This is a genomic window from Nocardia terrae, assembly GCF_009760405.1.
GTDB classification, from domain to species: domain Bacteria; phylum Actinomycetota; class Actinomycetes; order Mycobacteriales; family Mycobacteriaceae; genus Nocardia; species Nocardia terrae.
Window position 1 is genome coordinate 472,318 of the sequence record NZ_WRPP01000004.1, and the last position, 21,089, is coordinate 493,406.

The 21,089-nt window shown below is 68.7% G+C and carries 18 protein-coding genes and 1 pseudogene; 9 read left to right on the top strand and 10 right to left on the bottom strand.

The window, feature by feature from the left end; translation table 11 throughout:
- Positions 1–114 precede the first annotated feature (114 nt).
- The 3 genes from GPX89_RS22295 (at position 115) to GPX89_RS22305 (ending at position 1,699) form a co-directional block, all read left to right on the top strand.
- Positions 115–372 carry a hypothetical protein gene (locus tag GPX89_RS22295; RefSeq protein ID WP_157389532.1) on the top strand — a complete coding sequence of 86 codons (258 nt, stop codon included), beginning with the start codon at positions 115–117 and terminating at the stop codon, positions 370–372.
- A 284-nt stretch (positions 373–656) separates the two neighbouring features.
- Positions 657–1,259 (top strand): C40 family peptidase, encoded by a 603-nt coding sequence (locus GPX89_RS22300; RefSeq protein ID WP_157389533.1) that lies wholly within the window; start codon positions 657–659, stop codon positions 1,257–1,259.
- A gap of 59 nt (positions 1,260–1,318) precedes the next feature.
- The gene (locus GPX89_RS22305; RefSeq protein ID WP_157389892.1) at positions 1,319–1,699 is read left to right on the top strand and encodes an RNA-binding S4 domain-containing protein; all 381 of its coding nucleotides are present in this window, start codon (positions 1,319–1,321) and stop codon (positions 1,697–1,699) included.
- A 9-nt stretch (positions 1,700–1,708) separates the two neighbouring features.
- Here GPX89_RS22305 and GPX89_RS22310 read toward each other — a convergent pair.
- From GPX89_RS22310 to GPX89_RS22330, 5 genes and pseudogenes are all read right to left on the bottom strand, one after another.
- A pseudogene (locus GPX89_RS22310) lies at positions 1,709–2,862 on the bottom strand (cation:proton antiporter).
- Positions 2,863–2,869: 7 nt separating this feature from the next.
- Positions 2,870–3,247 carry a hypothetical protein gene (locus GPX89_RS22315; protein ID WP_328602238.1) on the bottom strand — a complete coding sequence of 126 codons (378 nt, stop codon included), beginning with the start codon at positions 3,245–3,247 and terminating at the stop codon, positions 2,870–2,872.
- 26 nt (positions 3,248–3,273) lie between these two features.
- Positions 3,274–5,844: an acyltransferase domain-containing protein gene (locus tag GPX89_RS22320; RefSeq protein WP_157389535.1), complete on the bottom strand. Its 2,571-nt coding sequence runs from the start codon at positions 5,842–5,844 to the stop codon at positions 3,274–3,276.
- Positions 5,845–6,014: 170 nt separating this feature from the next.
- Complete coding sequence (locus tag GPX89_RS22325; protein ID WP_157389536.1) at positions 6,015–6,188, bottom strand: type II toxin-antitoxin system VapB family antitoxin; 174 nt, start codon at positions 6,186–6,188, stop codon at positions 6,015–6,017.
- A 161-nt stretch (positions 6,189–6,349) separates the two neighbouring features.
- On the bottom strand, positions 6,350–7,324 hold the full coding sequence (locus GPX89_RS22330; protein WP_198347540.1) for an NAD(P)H-dependent flavin oxidoreductase: 975 nt from the start codon (positions 7,322–7,324) through the stop codon (positions 6,350–6,352).
- A gap of 225 nt (positions 7,325–7,549) precedes the next feature.
- Here GPX89_RS22330 and fadD5 point away from each other — a divergent pair, with 225 nt between their 5' ends.
- A complete protein-coding gene (gene fadD5 / locus GPX89_RS22335) occupies positions 7,550–9,115 on the top strand; it encodes a fatty-acid--CoA ligase FadD5 (protein WP_157389537.1) in 1,566 nt (521 codons plus the stop codon).
- On the opposite strand, the gene GPX89_RS22340 is transcribed toward fadD5, so the two are convergent.
- Positions 9,112–11,577, bottom strand: coding sequence for a lysylphosphatidylglycerol synthase transmembrane domain-containing protein (locus tag GPX89_RS22340; RefSeq protein WP_157389538.1), 2,466 nt, complete (start codon positions 11,575–11,577; stop codon positions 9,112–9,114). The two genes, fadD5 and GPX89_RS22340, sit on opposite strands and share 4 nt — an antisense overlap.
- A gap of 230 nt (positions 11,578–11,807) precedes the next feature.
- On the opposite strand from GPX89_RS22340, the gene GPX89_RS22345 reads away from it, so the two are divergent.
- The gene (locus tag GPX89_RS22345; RefSeq protein ID WP_328602172.1) at positions 11,808–12,431 is read left to right on the top strand and encodes a GDSL-type esterase/lipase family protein; all 624 of its coding nucleotides are present in this window, start codon (positions 11,808–11,810) and stop codon (positions 12,429–12,431) included.
- Here GPX89_RS22345 and GPX89_RS22350 read toward each other — a convergent pair.
- A complete protein-coding gene (locus tag GPX89_RS22350) occupies positions 12,377–13,846 on the bottom strand; it encodes a threonine/serine exporter family protein (protein WP_157389540.1) in 1,470 nt (489 codons plus the stop codon). The genes GPX89_RS22345 and GPX89_RS22350 overlap by 55 nt on opposite strands.
- Before the next feature lie 248 nt (positions 13,847–14,094).
- Here GPX89_RS22350 and GPX89_RS22355 point away from each other — a divergent pair, with 248 nt between their 5' ends.
- The 3 genes from GPX89_RS22355 to GPX89_RS22365 all read left to right on the top strand — a co-directional run bounded on the left by GPX89_RS22355 (position 14,095) and on the right by GPX89_RS22365 (position 16,386).
- Positions 14,095–14,652 carry a dihydrofolate reductase family protein gene (locus GPX89_RS22355; RefSeq protein ID WP_157389541.1) on the top strand — a complete coding sequence of 186 codons (558 nt, stop codon included), beginning with the start codon at positions 14,095–14,097 and terminating at the stop codon, positions 14,650–14,652.
- Positions 14,653–14,735: 83 nt separating this feature from the next.
- A complete protein-coding gene (locus GPX89_RS22360) occupies positions 14,736–15,653 on the top strand; it encodes a LysR family transcriptional regulator (protein ID WP_157389542.1) in 918 nt (305 codons plus the stop codon).
- 88 nt (positions 15,654–15,741) lie between these two features.
- Positions 15,742–16,386: a class I SAM-dependent methyltransferase gene (locus GPX89_RS22365; RefSeq protein ID WP_157389543.1), complete on the top strand. Its 645-nt coding sequence runs from the start codon at positions 15,742–15,744 to the stop codon at positions 16,384–16,386.
- Here GPX89_RS22365 and GPX89_RS22370 read toward each other — a convergent pair.
- Positions 16,361–17,248 (bottom strand): NmrA family NAD(P)-binding protein, encoded by an 888-nt coding sequence (locus tag GPX89_RS22370; RefSeq protein WP_157389544.1) that lies wholly within the window; start codon positions 17,246–17,248, stop codon positions 16,361–16,363. The two genes, GPX89_RS22365 and GPX89_RS22370, sit on opposite strands and share 26 nt — an antisense overlap.
- A gap of 28 nt (positions 17,249–17,276) precedes the next feature.
- On the opposite strand from GPX89_RS22370, the gene GPX89_RS22375 reads away from it, so the two are divergent.
- Positions 17,277–17,753, top strand: coding sequence for a winged helix-turn-helix transcriptional regulator (locus tag GPX89_RS22375; RefSeq protein WP_198347541.1), 477 nt, complete (start codon positions 17,277–17,279; stop codon positions 17,751–17,753).
- 12 nt (positions 17,754–17,765) lie between these two features.
- Here GPX89_RS22375 and GPX89_RS22380 read toward each other — a convergent pair whose 3' ends face one another.
- Together GPX89_RS22380 and GPX89_RS22385 are read right to left on the bottom strand one after the other, a co-directional pair.
- Positions 17,766–19,316 (bottom strand): phytoene desaturase family protein, encoded by a 1,551-nt coding sequence (locus GPX89_RS22380; protein WP_328602239.1) that lies wholly within the window; start codon positions 19,314–19,316, stop codon positions 17,766–17,768.
- 186 nt (positions 19,317–19,502) lie between these two features.
- Complete coding sequence (locus GPX89_RS22385; protein ID WP_328602173.1) at positions 19,503–21,038, bottom strand: FAD-binding protein; 1,536 nt, start codon at positions 21,036–21,038, stop codon at positions 19,503–19,505.
- Positions 21,039–21,089 lie beyond the last annotated feature (51 nt).

The window sequence follows — 21,089 nt, forward strand, 5'->3', positions numbered from 1 at the left end:
GCGCTAGACGCAGCTATCGATTGGCATACCGGACCGCCCGAGTTAGCGCCCACGTTGTCCGCCGGGGTCTCTACCCTTATGCCTGATTCGTTGGGATCCAGCGCAGGAGGGTCGATGTCGGAGGAAGCCATGCCGGTACCCACCGTGGCGGAGGTGGTCGAATCCTGGAACGTGCCCGCCGAGGCGATAGTCGCGGCGCGTATTCGCAACAACATTCTGGTGGCCATCGAGCGCGGATACGACGATCCGCAGTTGGTGGCGGACCTTGCGGTCGGTCCGCTGGTGATGGCGCTGGGGCAGTTGGAGGTGGATCTCGCGGACGCTCGCCGGCGGATTGCCGAGCTCGAGCGAGTGGTGGACGCGAAGAGTTGATAACGGCCGAGTCGATCACCTATATCATCTCGTGATCTGGAGCCCTATACACCGAATTGCCCCGCCAGCGGGGCGTTTTGGAAAAGGTGCGACACACCGCTCGTGCCGGGTGGACAACCGGACGGCCTAGTCGTAATCTTCTCGTGACTTAGCGGAGTCTGTTGCTTCATCGGAGAGGCAGCCCGCGACGTTAACAAAAGCTAGATCGGAGATGCGGCTCAGTGGGTAAGCACAGCTTGCAGCGGGAATCTCGGCTTCCGAATTCCGTGAAGGGTGCCATCGTCATGGGTGCGATGGCTGCGACGACTACCGGCGCGTTCCCGGCGATCACCGCCGCCGCTGCCACCGTCGACATTCCGGGTATCGGAAACTTCGATGTGCCGGACCAATTCGCGCCTCAGGCGCAGCAGTTCAACCAGACGGTCAAGGACGCCGAGACGGCGCTCCAGAACGGCCAGCTCGGCGCCGCCCCGCAGGCCGCCGCCCCGGCCCCGGGCCCGCAGTTCCAGCTGCCCAACATCTTCAACAAGTCCTCGAGCGTCGGCGACATCGCGCTGCACGCCGCCGAGACCAAGGTCGGCGCCCAGTACTCCTGGGGCGCGACCGGCCCCTACTCCTTCGACTGCTCCGGCCTGGTGCAGTGGGCCTACAAGCAGGCCGGAGTCGAGTTGCCCCGCACCAGCTTCGAGCAGTCCAACGTCGGCGCCCCGGTCGCCTTCGAGGACCTGCAGCCCGGTGACATCGTCATCACCAACGGCGGCGGCCACGTCGGCATCTACGCCGGTGACGGCAAGCTGCTGAACGCCGTGCAGACCGGCACCCCGGTGTCCTACACCTCGCTGCACCCCAGCCAGGTCGTCACCGCCCGCCGCATCGTGAACGCCTGACGCTCACCGCGCTTCCGGTAATTCCGACGCAGTATGGTCACTAGGTGACCTCCGCTCCACTGAGCACCACGGCCCAGGCCCGAGTTGATTCTTGGACCTGGGCCGTCCGCATTTTCAAAACCCGGTCGGCGGCCGCCGCGGCCTGTCGCGCGGGGCATGTAAAGGTCAATGGCGTACCTGTGAAACCCGCGCACGGCCTCAAGCCCGGCGACGAGATCCGCGTCCGCGTCAATGGTTCGGAACGCATCGTCATCGTCGAGCAGCTCATCACCAAGCGCGTCGGCGCGGCCGTGGCCGTGCAGTGCATGATCGACAAGAGCCCGCCTCCGCCGGACCCGCAACTGGCCGCCCTCATGCCGCACCGTGACCGCGGCGCGGGCCGCCCCACCAAGCGCGAGCGCCGCGAGACCGACCGGCTCCTGGGACGCGACGGCGACTGACCGGATCGGTCAGGGCTTCGAATCACCCTGCTGCGGGGCCGGATTCCCCGGTTGATCGGTCGATGCCGCGCGTGCTCCCCACGCCGCGGCGGCGATGGTCACCAGTGCCCCGAGCATGAGCGCGGCCGGTTCGCCGGGCTTCAGGACGTGCAGCTGCGTGCCGACCGTGACGGCGGCGACCGGAACACCGATCTGCGCGGCCGCGATGGTGCCGAGCGGAATCGGCTGTCCGAGAAAGTGCATGAGCGTGTGAGCCAGCACGGCCGCCGCGCCCAGGGCGATACCGAGCAGGATCAGGTACGGGTGGTCGCCGAACTCGCGCAGGTTCAGGCGCGCGCCCAGCCACACGAAGAACAGCGGCGCGAGGAAACCGTCGCTGATGGCGAAGAGCTGCCGGGCGACCCGCCGCGGCTCGCCGATGGCCGCCACCGCCAGACCCATGGCGAAGCCGTCGAGACGTGACTGCGGGTGGCCAGCGCCCCCAGGGCGAACAGCAGCGCCAGGCTGACCCGCAGCTCGAGCGCGAACTGCCGGTCCTCGGAGATCTTGTGCAGCCGGTGCCGGATGCCGGAATCCTCCAGCCAGCGCAGGAAGAAGTACACGATGATCGCGGCCGCGGTCACCAGTACCGCGCCGATGGCCGCCCGGCCCGCATTGCGCGGATCGATCACCAGCGGCAGCGCCACCACCGCGGCGGCGTCCGCGATGGCGACCTGAGCGGTCAACTCCAGCACGGGTTTTCCGGCCAGTCCCTGAGAGTCGATGATGGGTAGCGCGATGGCCGCCGAGGACGAGGCGATGAGCACCGCGTAGAGCAGTCCGTGCCCGGTGTCGAACCACACCGCGATGCCCTGCCCGGCGAGCACCGCCAGCACCCCGACCACCACCGCCCGCAGCACGCCCTTGTCCAGCGCCGAGCGAATGGACGCGTCCCGCACCGGCACATGGGTGCCCGCCACGAACATGACCACCGCGAAACCGACGTCGGCGAGAAAGGTGAAGGTCGGGTCCGTCGGGTGCAGCAGCCCGAAGCCGGTGGTGCCGAAGACGATTCCGGCCAGCAGCTCGCCCAGGATGACCGGCAGGTGCCAGGACCGCCGCCAGGCCAGCCAGGGCCCGGCCAGGCCGAGCACGGTGATGAGGGTGAGGGTCTGAAAGGTCATGGTGTGCTCAGGGTAGGGCGGCGATCTTCACGGGGATCGCGATGTTCTCGTCGGTGTAGTAGATCGCGCACACCCGGTGGTAGCCGTCCGCGATCACCATGGGCACGTTCCTGCGGAAGTCCCCGCGCACCACCAGGATCGGAGACAACGTCTTGCCCGCCACGATCTTCTGCAGGTCCCGTCGCACATACGGATTGGAGGTCGGCAGGGCCTCCAACTGCGAGGCGCGCAGCAGATCCTTGGCCTTCTTCTGGACCACGGGCGCGTCCCGCAATTCCTGGATCACGGTCTCGACGACCGCCGGCTCGGCCAGCATCTCGAGGTAGTCCGCGGCGGCCGGATAGTCGTGCTCGTCCGGCTCCTTCTTCCACTTGACCGTGATCACGGGGTCCGCCATGGAGTCATCCTGCCCTAGGCGGCGGGCCCGACCTCCCATTCCACGCAGATGACGCGCCGGTCCACCTGCGCCGCCGCCAGTTCCCGCACCGCCCCCGGCTCCTCCGCACCCGGCACCGAGGTCAGCAGCACGGTGAAGTCGGTCGGATCGGCTGCGGTCAACTCGAGCAGATTGGCCGCCGCGGCCAGCCGCGACTCACCCGCGGCGTGCACGATCCCTCGAATGGGCGACCCGCATTCCCGGATGTCCTGCAGCGCGATCGCCAGATCCGTGCGATCCGCGCAGTCGCACCGCATCAACACGATCCGATCCTCCATCCCCGCCAGCGTCTCGGGCAACGGCCGCGGCGTCCGGGTCAGCACCACCACATCCCGCGCCCCGGCCTCCAGCAGCCACCGCACCGCCGCCTCCCCCTGCGCTCCCAGCCCGCCGGCGACCACATACGCCCCCTCCGGCCGGATCTCGACCGCCGGAAACGCCGGTGCCCCCGCTCGCCCATCCGCCCACCACTGCCGTTCGCCGGAATCGGCTCTGCGCCACTGCCGTTGCGGCGGCGCGGCCCGATGCGGTCCCAGCGCGGTCCAGTCGATCTCCCGCCCCGCCAGATACAACCGCGCCACGGTCCGCAGAAAACTCCCGGCCTCGTCATCTCGCGCCAGCACCGCCTGCGCCCCCTCCCGCAGCCCGGCCTGCTCCCGAACCGCCGACATCGACACCGCATGCGGCCCGACCTCGAGCACGATGGAAATTCCCTCCGCGGCAGCACGTTCCAGTGCTGCGGCCAGTTCAACCGCCCCCGACACATTGGCAACCCAGTAGTTGCCATCCAACCTGGCGGCACCGCCGCACCGCGACACGGGGTGTTCCGCCTGCGACGCTGAGGCAGCGCGGGATATCTCACCGGGCACTCGCGTCCGCGCCATCGAATCGCCGAGGGCGAGCGGATCCGGCGGCCGCAGGACCAGGCCGCGCCGGGTGGTCGAGTAGAGCGCCCGATCGGGCGAGCGGGGCCGGATCCGATCCAGGTCGGTGCGTAACTGTGATGCGAGACTTCGGACTTGCGGCAGATGCGCTGGTTTGGGCGTCGCGTCGGCAGGGAGCCGCTGCGCGAAGATCGCTCGGCGGTGGGCGCGCCGCACCAGGGCGTCGATGTAGCGCGGTTCGCCCGACACCGTGATAGTGGTCGGCCCGTCGATCGCCGCCACCGCCACCTCGGCGCGCATGGGTTCCACCAGTCGTATGACCTCGGCGGGCGTAGCCTCCAGCACGGCCGCCGCCGCCTGCCCGCCGACCCGGTCGAGCAGCCGCGCCCGCGCCACGACCACCCGCGCCGAGTCCTCGATGGAGAGCGCGTTGCTCACCGCGGCCGCCGCAACCTCGCCCACACCGTGCCCGGCGACGGCATCGGCACGGATTCCCCAGGATTCGAGCAGTGCGGCCAACGCCGTCTGGAACGCGAACAGCGATGCATGCCTGTAAAGGGTGTCACCCGGGCCGTCATCGCCGCGGCGGAATCCGTTGCGGGGCGTCCATACTCGGGGACCGCCCGCCTCGACCACGGCGTCGGTCGCGGTGGTCAGGGCGGTGGCGAAGACCGGGTAGCGGGCGGCGAGGGCGCGACCCATGCGGGGGTGTTCGCCGGAGCCGGGGAACAGGAACAGGATCTTGCCGGTGGCTCCGGAGCGGGCCGGGGTGAACACTTCGGGCGAGTCCGCCGGTGCGGTGGCTGCCGTGATCACCTGGGGCATGGGCGGATTGGCGGTGGGCGAGAGTTCGATGTGGCGGGCCAGGGTGCGCAGGCGGGCCGCGGCCTCGGTGGCGTCGCGGGCCAGGATGGCGGCGCGGGTGTCCTCGGGGATGAGTCGTGCGGTGGCGGCGGCGAATTCGCGGAGGGAGCGGTAGGAGCCGGCGGCGACGGCCCAGCGGAGGGCGAGGTCGTGGATGGTGGCGGGGTCGCGGCCGGTGACGGGGATCAGGATAGGGGGTTCGTCGCCGCGGTCGCGGGAGCCGCCCGGGCTGCCGCGCGCCGGATCGTCGAGGGCGATGTGCGGGTCGACGTCGCTCGCGTCCTGGAAGCCGAGGCCGGGACCGGTGATGTCGGCGTAGCGGCGGGTGCGGGTGCGGTCGGCGTCGGCGGTGCGTTGCAGGACGAGGACGGTGCAGATGCCGGACCCGATGCGGGGGCCCGGAATGCGGAGGTCTGAAATGTCCGGTAGCAGAGCGAGATCCACGCCGCCCGCGATCACGAACGGGACGGTCTCGTCGGCGAGCAGCCGCACACCCATGTCCACCGCGACCAGCGGGGCGGCCCGCTGGCTGTCCACGGTCAGGCTGGGGCCGTGCAGATCCAGCGCACGCGAGAGATGGTTGGCGGTATTGGTGCCGCCGGCGGCGCCGAAGACCACGGCCGCGCCGGAGCCGCGGGCCAGGCAGCCCAGGCCGGAATCGTCGAGGGCCTCCACGGCCACTTCGAGATTCGCGCGCTGGCGCGGGGTCAGACCGGCCGCCTCGAGTCGGTCCATGCCGAACCACTCGTGGTCGAAGTCCACACCGGTCGCCCGGCAGCCGACACCCACGATCGACACCCGGTGAAACGGGGTGGGATCGGTCGCTGCTCTCGTACTCTGCCGCACAGGGAAGCCCTCCCGTGTCCGCGCGCTGTCGGCCGTCGAGGTACTGCTGGCGATTCTGCCAAGATTTCGCCGCGGTCAGAAGAGCTTTCGCGGGAGGGTTCCGGGATCAGCGCTTCCCGGGGTTACGAGGCCGTGGCCTGGCGCGCCGGAAAGGGACGATCGAGGTCCTCCGCGGTGGCGTGCGAACTGAAGAAACGTAACGCTAGGTTCACCGCGTCCTGCTCGGTGTGCACACCCGAGATGGCCATGGTCCGCCGCAGCGCGTCGTCGTCGAGATAGATTCGAGTGATTGCCATTTCAGGCACCTCCGCCGCATCCGTGGTGTAGCTAAAGCATGACGGATCTCGAGGTCGGTGATAGCCGAAACACGATGCTGGTTGAAATGACCAGAGCCCTCGGCGGAACACGCCGAGGGCTCTGGCCGTAATCGTCTGAGATGTACCGACTTTCGCCGGAGCTATCCGATCATGCCCGCGAGCCGCTGCCCGATCAGCGCCTCGGCCTCGGCCACCATCCGTGACACCAGTTCACCGCAGGTCGGGATGTCGTCGATGAGGCCCTGCACCTGACCGGCCGACCAGATGCCGGCGTCCAGGTCGCCCTCCTCGAACACGCGGCGGCCGCGCGCACCCGCGACCAGATCGCGCACGTCCTCGAACTTGCCGCCGGCCTTCTCGATTTCGACGACCTTGCGGCTGATCTCGTTGTCCGCCACCCGCGCGGTGTTGTGCATGGTACGGAAGATGAGCTGGGTGGCCCGTTCGGAATTCGCGACGATCTGCTCCTTGACCGTCTGGTGAATCGCCGATTCCCGGGTGCACATGAACCGGGTGCCCATGTTCACGCCGTCCGCGCCCAGCGCCAGCGCCGCGACCAGGCCGCGCGCGTCGGCGATGCCGCCGGAGGCGATGACCGGGATGTCGAGGGCCTTGGTGGCGGCCGGAATCAGGATCAGGCCCGGCACGTCGTCCTCGCCCGGGTGGCCCGCGCACTCGAAGCCGTCGATGGACACGCCGTCCACGCCGATCTTCTGCGCCTTGAGCGCGTGCCGGACGCTGGTGCACTTGTGCAGCACCTTGATTCCGGCTTCCTTGTAGTACGGCAGGAAGGGCTCCGGGTTGGACCCGGCGGTCTCCACGATCTTCACGCCGGACTCGATGATGGCCTGCGCGTACTCCTGGTACGGCGGCGGGTTGATCGACGGCAGGATGGTGACGTTCACGCCGAAGGGCTTGTCGGTCAGCTCGCGGGCGCGGTCGATCTCGCGGCGCAGATCGTCGGGGGTGGGCTGGGTGAGCGCGGTGATGATGCCCAGACCGCCCGCCTCGGAGACGGCCGCGGCGAGCTCGGCACGGCCGACCCACATCATGCCGCCCTGGACGATGGGGTGCTCGACCCCGAAGGTCTCGGTGAACCTGGTCTTCAGTGCCATTGGCGCTGTCCTCTCCCTGCCTCTCGCAACTGCCCCGATACTCGCATAGTTGCATATGGGCGGACAACCCTGATGTGAGTGGTTGTTTGCATCTTTATGGTGTTGCTGCCAGCGGGTCTTCGGAAGAAGTCCAGGTGAATGGGCTGGTAAACCTGCTCTGTAACCCTTGTCACGTCAGAAAGTTAAGCGCTATTCTCACAGTCGATCAGCGTGAAAGGACACTGCATGACCTTCCAGCCGCTTGCCGAGCCGATCCGGTCGGTGCGAAATCACTGGGTGAACCAGATCGCCACGCACTCCGCCATGCGGCCGGATCATGTCGCCTTCAAGTTCAAGGGCGTGGACACCACCTGGAAGCAGCTGCACGAGCGGTCGGAGCGCTTCGCCGACGCGCTGTCCCGTCGAGGGGTCGGGTTCGGCGATCGTGTGCTCATCCTGGCGCTGAACTACACCGAGTACATCGAGGCGGTCATGGGCATCAATGCCCTGGGCGCCATCGCGGTGCCGGTGAACTTCCGGCTCACCCCGCCCGAGGTCGCCTACATCGTGGCCGACTCCGGCGCGAAAGCCATTGTCACGGATTCGATCTTGCAGCCGCTGGCCGTGGGCGTGGCGGCGCGGGCCGCCGGTCTCGACTGCGTGGTCGTGATCAACGGGCAGAGCGGCGAGGGCGTCATCGGCTACGAGGACTTCCTGGCCGAGCCGGGCGAACCCCATGCGCCGCTGGATATTCCGGAGGAAACCCCCTGCCTGATCATGTACACCTCGGGCACCACCGGCAGCCCCAAGGGTGCGGTGCTGACCCACGCGAACATGAACGCGCAGGCGCTGACCTGTATCCGGGCCATGGAGATCACCCCCGACTCGATCGGCTTCTGCACCTCCCCGCTGTTCCACATCGCCGGATTGGGTTCGCTCACGCCGTATTTCATGCTCGGCGGCAAGACCGTGCTGCACCCGCTGGGCGCGTTCGACGCCACCGAGTTCCTCGACGAGGTCGAGAAGGAGCAGGCCACCGCTGCCTTCTGCGTGCCGGTGCAGTGGCAGCTCATCTGCGAGGAGCCGACGGTCAAGCAGCGCAAGCTCGCGCTGCAGGCGCTGTGCTGGGGCGCGGCCCCGGCCTCGGACACCGTGCTGCGGGCCATGGCCGACTGCTTCCCGAACGCCTTCAACGTGGCCGTGTTCGGGCAGACCGAGATGTCGCCCATCACCTGCGTGCTCGAGGGCAAGGACGCGCTGCGCAAGATCGGCTCGGTGGGTCATCCCATCCCCACCATCCAGGCCCGGGTGGTCGACGACGAGATGAACGATGTCGCCCCCGGCGAGGTCGGTGAGATCGTCTACCGCGGACCGACTCTCATGCAGGGCTACTGGAACAAGCCCGAGGCCACCGCGGAAGCCTTCCACGGCGGCTGGTTCCACTCCGGCGACCTGGTCCGCGTGGACGACGAGGGCTTCGTCTATGTGGTGGACCGCAAGAAGGACATGATCATCTCCGGCGGCGAGAACATCTACTGCGCCGAGGTCGAGAACGTGCTCTTCGCCCACCCCAAGATCCACGAGGCGTCGGTGGTCGGTCGCCCGCACGAGAAGTGGGGCGAGGTGCCGGTCGCGATCGTCGCCCTGGCCGAAGGCGTCGACGACCTGACCCTCGAGGAGCTCGGGCCCTTCCTGAACGACACCCTGGCCCGCTACAAGCACCCCAAGCACCTGGTGATCGTCCCCGAACTCCCCCGCAACGCCAGCGGCAAGGTCGTGAAGAACGAACTGCGCAAGCAGTATTCGGCTTAGATCATGTCCCGCTTGGTCAGCCACCGCATGATCGGCCAGCCGCAGAACACCGGCAGCCAGCAGGTCAGCACGCGATAGAGCAGGACCGAGGGGACGGCGATCTCCGGCGAGACGCCGAAGGCGGCCAGACCACCGATGAGAGCGGCCTCGACCGCGCCTACACCGCCGGGTGTCGGGGCGGCCGAGGCCAGCGTGCCACCGACCATGGTGACGATGGTGACCGTCACGAAAGTCGTACTGCCGCCGAAGGCTTCGATGCTCGCCCACAGCGCGAGCGCCATGCCCAGGGTGGTGGTGGCGCAGCCGGCGATGATCATGGCCAGCCGCCAGGGGCGACGGCCCAGATCCTTGAGTTGGCCCACCACCTCGGCCAGCTGCGGGCGCACCTCGTTGAGCAGCCACTTGCGGATCTTGGGAATGAACATGGTCGCGCCCAGCAGGCCCAGCAGCGCACCGGCGACGAAATACAGCACGGTCGCGCTGGGCACGAAGTGCGACAGGTTGGTCGAAACACCCGCCAGCGCACCGAAGATCAGCAGCAGCACCACGTGGGTGACCACCTGCACGGTCTGCTGCAGGGCGACGGCCGCGGTGGCGCGCACCGCGCCCAGCCCGCCCTTCTGCAGGAACCGCACGCTCAACGCCAGACCGCCCACCCCGGCCGGGGTCGTGGTGGCGGCAAAGGTGTTGGCGATCTGCATGAGCAGCAGATTGCCGAACTTCACGGCCTCGGAGGCGCACGCCCACAACGCCATTGCCGCACCCACATAGGTCAGCGCCGACACCGTCAACCCCAGTGCCGCCCAGCCCCAGTGCAGGTTGTGCAGTTCGGTGAAGAAGGTCGGCACCTGGCTGATGTACGGGTAAGCCACGTAGACCAGGCCGATGAGCAGCACCAGCTGGATGATCAGATTGCGCGAGAATCGGGTGACCTGCGCGGCCTCGATCTTGTCCAGCCCGGTCTGCTCGGTCACCTCGGCGCGGATGGCCTTCATCCGCTCGCCCGCGTCCGGTATGGCGTCGCGGACGTGTTTGGGCATGGCGGTCTTGGTGAGCCGGGCCGAGGCGTCCAGCACCGCCTGCTTGTCCAGCACGTCGAGCGCGGTCCGCACCGCGGATTCGGCGCCGAACAGCGCGGCGGACGACAGCAGCAACTGCGCCACATCGGAATCGAAACGCACCTTGTAGGCGCCGAATTCGGATTGCACGAACCCGCCGAACAGCACGGTGTCGTCGAGGATGCGGATCTCCTCGGTGCGCAGGTCACCGTGCGAGATCTGGGCCAGATGCATGCTGTGTAGCGCTTGCCACACCCGGGTGAGCGTCTCCTCCCCGTCGGCCGCGGTGAACGGGCGACCCTGGGGGACGGTGTGCGCGTACACCATCCAGCCGCGGTCCAGCGCCGCCACCGTGAGCGGCTTGTTGCTGGCCAGCCCCAGATCCGAGATGGCGAAGCCCATCAGCGCGCGATGCTCCACCGCGCGGCGCATGGAGGCGAAGGAGGCCGGATACTCGCCGCTGCGAATCGTGAGCCAGCGCCTGAACTGCTGCAGCATGCCGCGGCTGCGCTGGTTCACGCCGTACATCTCGATGATGAGTTCGTTGTCGGGCGAACGGGATTCGCCGGGGTCGGGATCCGCCGCCTCGGTGCCGACCTTCGGCATGCCGGAGGCGTTGAGCAGGGAGCTGAGTTCGGGCTGCGGCACCGTGCTCGCCGAAATCACCAGCGGCCCACGGGCGGCCGGGCGCAGCACCTTGAACGCGGTCACCCGGAAGCCGCGCCGGGCCAGCACCCGCACCGCGGCGTCCAGCGGCACCTCGAGTCCGGGGGTGCCGACCACCAGCACGATGATCGCGCCCACCAGCCAGCCCACCACCAGGCCCAGCGCGGCCCGGGCGGGCACCACCAGCGAGACGAACAGGTGGATGGGCACGAAGGCCAGCAGCAGCGTCCACCACCAGCGCCGCGCCCGCGCCGGCAGCCACGGGCTGGCCACGGTGAGCGTCGCGGCCAGCATGGCGATCCAGCGCGGGTCGTCGAGGAACTGCGACAGGAAGGTGTTGACCTGTCCCGGTTCCGACAGATGCCAGCGCGGCGCGGAGAAGCCGGTGCCGGTGATGGAGAACAGCGCCAGCGCGATCAGGCCGGCGGAGACGAAACCCGCGAGCAGCTTCCACTGGCCGCGCAGCACCAGCCGTACCAGGATGGCGAACGGCAGCGCCAGAATCGCGATGCCGTAGACGATGTAGACCAGGTTGGACTGTTCCGGGGTCAGGAAGCCGACGATATTGGAGACCGATCGCTCCAGCTGCTCCCATTGCGGCCGGGTGATCAGCGATCCGGCGACCACGATGGCGACCGACAACGCGGACAGCACAACGCGCAGAATGTCACTGGTCCGGCGGATCCGCGGCTGCAGCAGGCTGCCGGAGACGGGAATCTCCCGCCCGTCGACTCGCATGTCCTATTCGCGCTTTCGGATCGTGGGAACGGCTGCGGTCCCATGGTCGGCTCGGTGTGAGTATGCGGCAGGTGACCGGTCCACCGACCACCCAACACGCCGGTAACCGTAACCCGTTGCGATGGCGAAGACTGTTCCGCCCGTCGGCACGCGCGATTCCGATATCGGTTTTTCCTGCTTATTACGAGGCTTAGGCGTTGACCGAACCCGCGTGCAAGGATCGGAATGTGGTGCTCGATCTTCGTGTCTGCTTTATCGGGGAGTCATTCGTCGCGGGGGTCGGTGATCAGAAATGCCTGGGCTGGGCGGGGCGGCTCGCGGCCAGAGCCATCGCGGCGGGGCAGCCGCTGACCTACTACAACCTGGGGATCCGGCGTGAGAACAGCACCGAGCTGCGCTCGCGCTGGGAAGCCGAGTGCACGCCCCGGCTGCCGGTGGGCTGCGATGCCCGGGTGGTGATCTCGACCGGGGCCAACGACACCCAGGTCGAGAACGGCGGCCCCCGAGTCGATCCGGACGATTCGGTGGACAACATGGCCGCGATCCTGCGCGGCGTGCGGGAAAAGGGCTGGCAGGCAATGGTGGTCGCGCCGCCGCCGAATGCCGACGACGAGCACAACGTCCGTCTGGTCGCGCTGGACGCCCGCTACGCCGACCTGTGCGAAGAGGCCAAGGTGCCGTACCTACGGGCGTATCAGCCGCTGCGTGAGAACCAGATCTGGATGCGCGATATCGCGGCCGGCGACGGCTACCACCCGGGCGCGGCGGGCTACGACGAGTTCGCGGCCCTGCTCGCCCCTCACTGGCTGCTCTGGCTCTCCGATCCGGGCTCGGAACTGCCTGTCGTGCGCTGAGTTTCGGCGGCGTGCACCGGCGGGACGGCCGCCGCGTGCCTGCCGGTCTCGGGGCCCAGCCAGTCCTCGACGAGGTTCTCCAGCCGTGGCCGCCGGGTCGAGGCGACCACGCCGGACCCGACCAGCACGCCCATGGCGATGGCCAGCACGGTGAGAACGGCGTTCACGATCACGTGCAGGCCGTTCGCATCGTTCTTGGTCACCAGCTCCGAGACCCCCGTCAGGCCCATGCCGCCGGGCACCAGCATCCAGAAGGCGGGCAGGAACACCACCTGTGTCGGCGGGGCGTCCTTGCTGCGCTGCACCAGATACGCGGCCGGCACCGCGATCAGGCCGCCCAGGAACGATCCGAGCAGTCCGCCGCCGTGCAGCTGCTGGCCCAGCTGCTGCCCGCAGAAGGCGGCGTACAGCACGATGAGCAGCCAGCCCAGCGACCGTTTCGGTGCGCTGGCCCGCCAGCTGTGGCCCAGCCCGATCAGCAGCACGCCCAGTACCGGTGTCCACCAGCCCAATCCGCCGGAGGGCGGCGGCTGCACCGGCGGCAGCGTGCCCAGCAGCTGCAGACCGATGAGAATGCCGAAGGCCAGCAGCAGCAGCTTGTTGAAGCCGAAGATGGTGCGGCTCGCACCCGCCACCATGTTCCCGGTCGCCAGCTCGATGGACCCGTTCGTGAGCGCCGCGCCCGGCAGCAGGCTCGACACCGAGGGAATCAGCAGCTGCGACGGATTGCCGCCGCCGAGCGCGTAGGGAAAACCGAAGGACAGCAACGTGACCACCGCCCCGGCGACCACCGGCAGTCCGGTCGAGAGCAGCCGGAACCGGTCGGCGGCCATGATCAGCAGCTGCACCACCAGGCCCAGCACGATGTAGCCGAGCAGGCTGTTCGAGGTGGGGTTGAGCATCAGGCCCAGGCCGACCGTCAGCACCACATTGCCGAGCAGCAATCGCCACACCGGGGTGGGCTGCGGCGAGGCGAGGATCCGGGCGAGGTCGGCGGTGGCCCGGGCGGGTGGCGGCACGGCCTTCTTGATCTCGTCGATGAGCTGGTAGAGCGCCGCGATCTGATCCAGGCGCAGCGAGTCGGAGTCGGCCTCGAGCAGGTCCACCGCCGAACCGCGCGAATCCTGAACGCGCACGAACACTCCCGTGGGCAGCACGAAGAAGTGCACCTCGTCGACGTCGTAGCGGTGGGCCAGATCGTCGAGGATGTCCTGCACCCGGCCGGTGGTCTCACCCGAGCGGATGAGGGCGACGCCGAGATGGCGCAGCAGGTCCAGCAGGTCCTGGGAGATCGGTGGTTCCTCCGGCTGGGGCGCCTGGTCGGCCGGTCCCGCGGTTTCGGCGGCGACCCGTTTCAGCAGGCGGTCCATGGATCCGGCGGCCCTGCGGGTGGCCCCGTAGAGCGTGCGCGACATCAGACCCCGGTCACGTTGGACGCGCCGGTGCTGGGGGTAGTGCGCCCGACCCTCGCTCGTACCGATCCTCCTACTCGATTGCCCTCCGTCTCCGGTCTACCGAGATGGCAACTTTGTAGCAATCTGAATCTAGCGTGAGATCGAAGACAAAACCGGTCGGGCGATGAGTTTGGCGCGGCGGTTCCGTCCCTATGCTCGAACCCGCTCGGTCATGCTGAAACGGGACGATCCGAAAAGTGGAGGATGCCATGGGCAAAATCGTTGTCGCCGAATTCGTTTCGACCGACGGCTACATTCAGGACCCGGCCTGGACCGCCCCGTACTGGAACGACGCCATCGCCGCGTACAAGAGCGCCGAGCTGGACGAGGCCGACGCGCTGCTGCTGGGCCGCACCACCTACCAGGGCTTCGCCGCCGCCTGGCCCAACCATCCGGAGGAGGGCGCGTACAAGGACAAGATGAACTCCATGCCCAAGCACGTGATGACCTCGCGGGACGGCCTGGAGTGGAACGCGACGCGCATCGAGGGCGATCCGGCCGAGTCCATCGGCAAACTGCGCACCGAGCGGAACCTGCTGCTGTTCGGCAGCGCGAGCGTCGTCGAATTCCTGCGCGCCAACGGACTCGTGGACGAATACCACCTGGTCGTCTACCCGGTGCTGCTGGGCAGCGGCCTGAGCCTGTGGAAGCCCGTCGAGGCCGAGGCCACCATGGAACTGACACAGTCCCGGTCCCTGGACAACGGCGTGGTGCTGGCCACCTACAAGGTGACCTCACCGTCCGTCGTGCGCCCCAGCTTCGGCTGAGAACCGTCGATAGCATCCGGTCGGATCCGGTCTTCCAGGCCAGGGGGTATGCCTACCGGTTGCCCTGTTCCTAACCTGGTGGCATGGATATCGACACGCGACTGCTGCGTTACTTCCTGGCAGTCGCGGATGCGGAGAACCTGCCGCGGGCGGCGGCGCGACTGCACGTCGCGCAGCCCGCGCTGGCGACCCAGATCAAACAGCTCGAACAGCAGCTGGGTGTGGAGCTGTTCATCCGCTCCCGCGCGGGCTGGACCCTGACCGCCTCGGGAAAGGTTCTGGCCGAACAGATCCCGGCACTGCTCGCGTCCTGGGACCGGATTCTGCGCGACACCAAGAGCGATGCCAGCCGCGCCTCCCGGGTGCTGCGGCTGGGCTGTGTGAACAGTGCCGCCGACGAGCACATCCCGGAGATCATCCGGGTCTTCCATCGCCTGCACCCGGACTGGCAGGTCGATATCCATCAGGGCGGCTGGACCGATCCGACCGCCGGGCTGGACGAGGGCGATGTTGATGTGGCCTTGCTGCGCCTGCCCTTTCCCGGCCAGGAGGAATACCACCTGCGGGAGTTGTTCGCCGAGCCGCGCTGGATCGCGTTGCCGCAGGACCATCCGCTGGCCGACCGCGACGACATCGCGTTCCGGGAGCTGTGGGACGAGCCCTATGTCGCCTCGCCCGCGGAAACCGGCTGGTGGCGCGACTATTGGATGGGCCTGGACGCGCGGCCCGCGGACACCGCCATCATCGGGGCCATCGCCCGCAATACCGAGGAGTGGCTGCGCGCCATCGCCAATGACTTCGGGGTGAGCTTCACTCCCGCTTCCACCGCGCGCACCGAGTATCCGGGCGTGGTGTTCCGGCCGGTCCACGGCATCGGACCCACCCGGGTGGCGGTGGTGTGGCCCGACGCCTCCGAGGCGGATCCGGTGGTGCGGTACTTCATCCGCTGCTGCTCCGACATCATGGGCCAGCACGGCGCGGACGGCCGCCGCACCTCGTGAGACATGATGGGGGCATGAGCGGTCAGGCGCGGAGGAGGCAGCGGAGCGTAACCACGGAGCGCTCCGCTCATGCCCAAAAGGTTCCAGCATGAGCGACCAGCATGAGCACTGGCAGCGCACCTATCGGGCGAATCCGGGAATGTACGGCGAACAGCCGTCGGACCCGGCGGTGTACGCGGCGCGGCTCTTCCGGGACCGCGGGGCCCTGGATGTGCTCGAGCTGGGCGCGGGCCACGGCCGCGACGCGATCCATCTGGCCCGCCAGGGTTTCCGGGTCACGGCCTCGGACTTCAGCGCCGAGGCGCTGGCGCAGTTGCGGGAGCGGGCCGAGGCCGAAGGACTGGGTGATCAGGTCAGGACCCTGGAACACGATGTCCGCCAGCCGATTCCGCTGCCCTACCGCAGCGTGGACGCCGTCTACGCGCACATGCTGCTGTGCATGAACCTGAGCACCCAGGAGATCCGCGACCTGGTGGGCGAGATCCACCGGGTGCTCAAGCCGGGCGGCGTGCTCGTCTACACCGTGCGCAATACCGAGGACGCCCACTTCGGCACCGGCACCGCGCTCGGTGACGACATCTACGAGCACGGCGGCTTCGCGGTGCACTTCTTTTCCCCGGAACTGGTCGACATCCTGGCCACCGGATGGGAACTGCGCGAACGGCAATCGTTCGAGGAGGGTGAACTGCCCCGGCGGCTGTGGCGGGTCACTCAGGAACTGCCGCGCCACTGAGGGCCGCCGCGATCTCCTCGCGGATCGGGCGCGGCGCGGTGGGGAGCAGAGCCGGTAGATCGCCGCCGGCGGCATGCAGGAAGCCCGCCTTCAGATTGGCGAACAGCGACACGCTGTGGCCGATCCGGTACGGCTCCAGATCACTGCCGAGCAGCCCGATCCGCAGGTCGGTGAGCGAGACATCGCGGTATTCCACCGGCCTGCCGAGGTATTCGCTCAGCAGCTCGGCGATCTCCGCGCCGTCGACCGAGGCCACACCCTCGAGCTCGTAGGTGCGACCGGCGTGCGCGCTGACGGCTCCCGCACGCAGATCGCGTTCGATCTCGGCGGCAACCCGGACCGCGACATCGGCCAGATCTCGGCGCGACACCCCGGAGATACGGCCGGTGCCGAACGGGGCGGCGAAAATGCCTGTGGCGGCGGCGGATTCGACGGCGCCCGCGGCCAGACCCGTCGTCAGCTCGCTGTAGAACCCGTTGCGCAGCACCGTGACCGCGAAAGGCGATGCGGCCAGCTGCCTTTCGGTCCACAGATGCGGTACGGCGATGGAGGTGTGGTGGGCCGAGGCCGACAGGCTGGTGTAGATCACGTGTCGCACCCCGGCGGCCGTGGCGGCCGCGATCAGCGCGCCGTGGCGCGCGATCACCACATCGTCCTCGGCGTATCCGGCGGAGACGAACACCAGCAGGTCCACACCGCGCAGCCCGGACTCGAGGGTGGCGGGATCATCGAAGTCGAGGCGTCGCACCGTGTCGCCGTCTCCGGAACTGCTGCCCGCGACCACCTCCAGATCCGGCTGGGCGCGCAGTCCGGCCAGCACCGATCCACCCAGAGCACCCGAAACGCCGGTTACCAGAATCATTTGCGCTACTCCCTGTGTTGAGAACGTCGTGGATTTCGACACGACCGAGCATCCGGCCCTCGCGACGACCCGGGAAGAAGGCACTTTGTTGTCAGTCACGAACACCGCTGTTACCGAACAGGCAGCGGGCACTATTCCCGACGGGCCGTGTGGCGATGACAACTGCGGCATCCGCGACACGGTGGAGCGTCTCGGCGACCGATGGACCATCCTGGTCCTGGTCGAACTGACCAAAGGCGTGCGCCGATTCGGGGAACTGCAGCGTGCGCTACCCGGCATTTCCCAGCGCATGCTGACGCTCACGACCAAAAGGCTGTGGCGTGACGGGTTTCTGGAGCGCACCGCATACCCCACCATCCCGCCGCAGGTGGAGTACCGGCTCACTGAGGCCGGTGCGAGCCTCGCGCAGGTCGCCTTCTACCTGGCCGACTGGTCGCGCGCGCACATGGACGGCGTGGCCGCCGCCCGGGCCCGCTGGGACAGCGAGCACGGCGGCCTGGACTGACCCGCCGCGGACCTATCGGCCTTGTTCGAGCACTGCCATGGCGGCATTGTGCCCGCCGATGCCGCTGACCCCGCCGCCGCGCACCGCGCCCGCGCCGCACAGCAGCACATTGCGGTGCCCGGTCGCCACTCCCCAGCGTGCGGCCGGGCTGTCGTCGTCGGTGGTGCGGTAGGGAAAGGCCAAGTCCGCGTGGAAGATATGGCCGCCGGGCAGGCCGATCTCACGTTCCAGTTCGACCGGGGTCCGAGCTTCCACGCACGGATTGCCCTCACCGTCCAGTGCCAGGCAATCCTGAATGGGCTCGGCCAGCACCGAATCCAACTGCGCCAGTGTGGCATCCACCAGCAGGTCCTTCGCGCCCCGCGGATCGTCGGCGAAAAGCCGTGCGGGAGTGTGCACACCGAACAGGGTGAGGGTGTGGAAGCCGCGCTCGATCAGCTCGGGTGCGAGGATCGTCGGATCGGTCAGGGTGTGGCAGTAGATCTCCGAAGGGGGCGCGGAGGGCAATCGGCCCGCCTCCGCCTCCCGATAGGCCCGCTCCAGCTGCCCCGCCGATTCGGAGATGTGGAAGGTTCCGGCGAAGGCGGTGCGCGGATCCACCTGCGGGTCACGCAGTTTCGGCAATCGGCGCAGCAGCATATTGATCTTCAGCTGTGCGCCCTCGGGTTTGTCGGCCTGCTCGCCGAGCAGGCGCGCCAGCACGTACGGGGCGGCGTTGACCAGCACGTGGCCCGCCGCCACGGCGCCCTCGCGGTCACCGGTGACGAAATGGACCTCGGCGGTGTCGCCGTCGGTGTCGATGCCGGTGACCGCGCAGCCGGTGCGGATCTCGGCCCCGGCCGCCCGCGCCGCCGTCGCGAGCGCGTCGGTCAGTGCGCCCATGCCGCCGACCGGGACGTTCCAGTCGCCGGTGCCGCCGCCGATCACGTGATAGAGGAAGCATCGGTTCTGCCGCAGCGACGGATCGTGGGCGTGAGTGAAGGTGCCGATGATCGCGTCGGTGAGTACCACGCCGCGCACGGTGTCGTCGGCGAAGCGGGCATCCACCGATTCACCGAGGGGCCGTTCGAAAATCGCCTCCCAGGCCGCGGAATCGTCCACGGTGCGCTGCAATTCGGCGCGGGTGGGCAGCGGCTGGGTGAGCGTCGGGAAGACGCGCTCGGCCAGCCGTCCGGTCATGCCGTAGAAGTCCTGCCAGGCCGCGTAATCCCGCTCCGAGCCGGTGACCTGCGCGAAACTCGCGCGGGTGGCGGCCTCGGAACCGTTGTCCACCAACAGGCCCGTGTCGCCGATCGGCGTGTAGGAGGAGATGCGCCGCTTGCGGGTCTCGAAGCTCAGATCCAGATCCCGCACGATCCGCTCCGGCAACAGGCTCACCAGATACGAATAGCGTGACAGCCGCGCGTCGAACCCGGTGAACACCCGCTCCGACACCGCCGCCCCGCCGGTGTGGTCCAGCCGTTCCAACACCAGCACCGATCGCCCGGCCCGGGCGAGGTAGGCGGCGGCCACCAACCCGTTGTGTCCGCCACCCACCACGATCACGTCGTACCGGTCCCGCACTGTGTCCAATTTGCCTCCGCTTCGCTCCGGCGGGTTCGCGGCGCTGGAGGTCTCGATTCTTCCCTCCTTCGCTCCCCCGCTCCCCCGCTCCAAGGCGGAGGTCTATCAAGCCGCAGTCCAGAATCGAGACGCGCCGCGAACCCCTGGGCGATTGCATCCCAGCTGTAGGACCGGTGGCAAGAGGAGTCAGCGGATGCTCATGTCTAGCGCGGCCAAGTGGCTGAACAGAACCGACGCGCCGATCGGGTTGCCGCCACCGGGGTAGACGGTGCCGCTGACCGCGGCCATGGTGTTGCCCGCGGCGTAGAGGCCGGGGATGGGAGCACCCGAGGTGTCGAGCACGCGGGCGGCGGTGTCGGTGCGCAGGCCGCCCTTGGTGCCCAGGTCGGAGATGCCGAAGGCGGCGGCGTGGAAGGGGCCCTTCACGATCGGGGTGAGCGGCGGTTCGCCGTTGCTGAAGGCGCGGTCGTAGGCTTCGTCGCCGCGGCCGAAGTCCGGGTCCGCGCCGTCGGCGGCGAACTCGTTGAAGCGGGTGACGGTGGCGACCAGAGCCGCTGCGGGAACACCGATTTCGGCGGCCAAGTCCTCGAGGGTGTGGGCGGTCTTCCACAGGCCCGCCTCGACATAGCGCTGCGCCTCGACCATCGGCACGTTGCTGGCCTTGATGGGCGGCACCGGGCCCTCGGTGTCGTCGTAGATCATCCAGAACGGGAGGGTCGCCGAGCCGTCCTCGAGGTGCGCGATGATGTCGCGCCCGAGCCGGTCGTAGGGCGCGGACTCGTTGACGAAGCGCTCCCCGTTCTGGTTGACGAAGATGCCGCCGGTGAACCACAGCGCGAAGGCCGCGCGCCCGTCCGGATGCACCAGGCCCGGCGACCACCACGCCTGATCCATCAGATCGGTGTCCGCCCCGGCCGCGATGCCCGCCTCGTGCGCCTTGCCCTGATTTCCCCACGGCCCCATCGTGTCCCGGGCTACTCCCGGCACACCGTAACGCTGCCGCAGCTCGTCGTTGCCCTCGAAACCGCCCGCGGCCAGCAGCACGCCCTTGCGCGCCCGGATGGCCACCCGCTGCCCGTCGCGTTCCACGATCGCGCCGGTCACCGCGCCGCCCTCGGTGACGAGTTCCACCAGCGGGGTGTTCAGGTACAGGGAAGCGTTGGGGTACTTGGACAGTCCCAGCAGGAACCGGCCGACCAGGGCGCGCCCGCCGATCAGATAGTCCGGCTGCGGATCGCCGTGCCGATCGGTGCCCAGCGGGCCGCGCACCGAAGCGCTCAGTTCGCCGAGCTCGGCGGCCTTCAACGGGGCGGGGATGATGTGCCGCTTGCCGTCGGTGCGCGCCTTGGGAGCCTTCCCGAAATAGTCGGGCCACGGGAACATCTGGAACGCGAAAGCCTCGTCCGCTTCCAGGTATTCGATGACCTTCGCGCCATTGCGGACGTAGGTCTCCTGCAGCTCGGCCGGGGTGCGGTCGCCGACCACGGACCGGAAGTAGGCGAGCGCGTCCTCGATCGTGTCGTCCACGCCCTCGCGGCGCAGGACCGGATTGCACGGAAACCACACGCCGCCGCCACCCGAATAGGACGTGGTGCCGCCGAACTTGTCGGTGGCCTCCACCACCGCGACGGTCAGTCCCTCGCGGGCCGCCGTGTAGGCCCCGGCCAGGCCGCCGCCCGACCCTGCCACCAGGACATCGACTTCTTCGTTCCAGTCCGTCACCGTTACTCCCTGCTCAACGCGGTCTCCTCGCGACGGTAAGCCCCGGACGAG

Coding starts and splice junctions, on each gene's coding strand:
- GPX89_RS22325 (WP_157389536.1), bottom strand. CDS start 6,188: ATGGCAATCACTCGAATCTATCTCGACGACGACGCGCTGCGGCGGACC.
- GPX89_RS22365 (WP_157389543.1), top strand. CDS start 15,742: ATGAGCGACCAGCATGAGCACTGGCAGCGCACCTATCGGGCGAATCCG.
- GPX89_RS22350 (WP_157389540.1), bottom strand. CDS start 13,846: ATGTCGCGCACGCTCTACGGGGCCACCCGCAGGGCCGCCGGATCCATG.
- fadD5 (WP_157389537.1), top strand. CDS start 7,550: ATGACCTTCCAGCCGCTTGCCGAGCCGATCCGGTCGGTGCGAAATCAC.
- GPX89_RS22300 (WP_157389533.1), top strand. CDS start 657: ATGGGTGCGATGGCTGCGACGACTACCGGCGCGTTCCCGGCGATCACC.
- GPX89_RS22340 (WP_157389538.1), bottom strand. CDS start 11,577: ATGCGAGTCGACGGGCGGGAGATTCCCGTCTCCGGCAGCCTGCTGCAG.
- GPX89_RS22295 (WP_157389532.1), top strand. CDS start 115: ATGTCGGAGGAAGCCATGCCGGTACCCACCGTGGCGGAGGTGGTCGAA.
- GPX89_RS22360 (WP_157389542.1), top strand. CDS start 14,736: ATGGATATCGACACGCGACTGCTGCGTTACTTCCTGGCAGTCGCGGAT.
- GPX89_RS22355 (WP_157389541.1), top strand. CDS start 14,095: ATGGGCAAAATCGTTGTCGCCGAATTCGTTTCGACCGACGGCTACATT.
- GPX89_RS22330 (WP_198347540.1), bottom strand. CDS start 7,324: ATGGCACTGAAGACCAGGTTCACCGAGACCTTCGGGGTCGAGCACCCC.
- GPX89_RS22370 (WP_157389544.1), bottom strand. CDS start 17,248: ATGATTCTGGTAACCGGCGTTTCGGGTGCTCTGGGTGGATCGGTGCTG.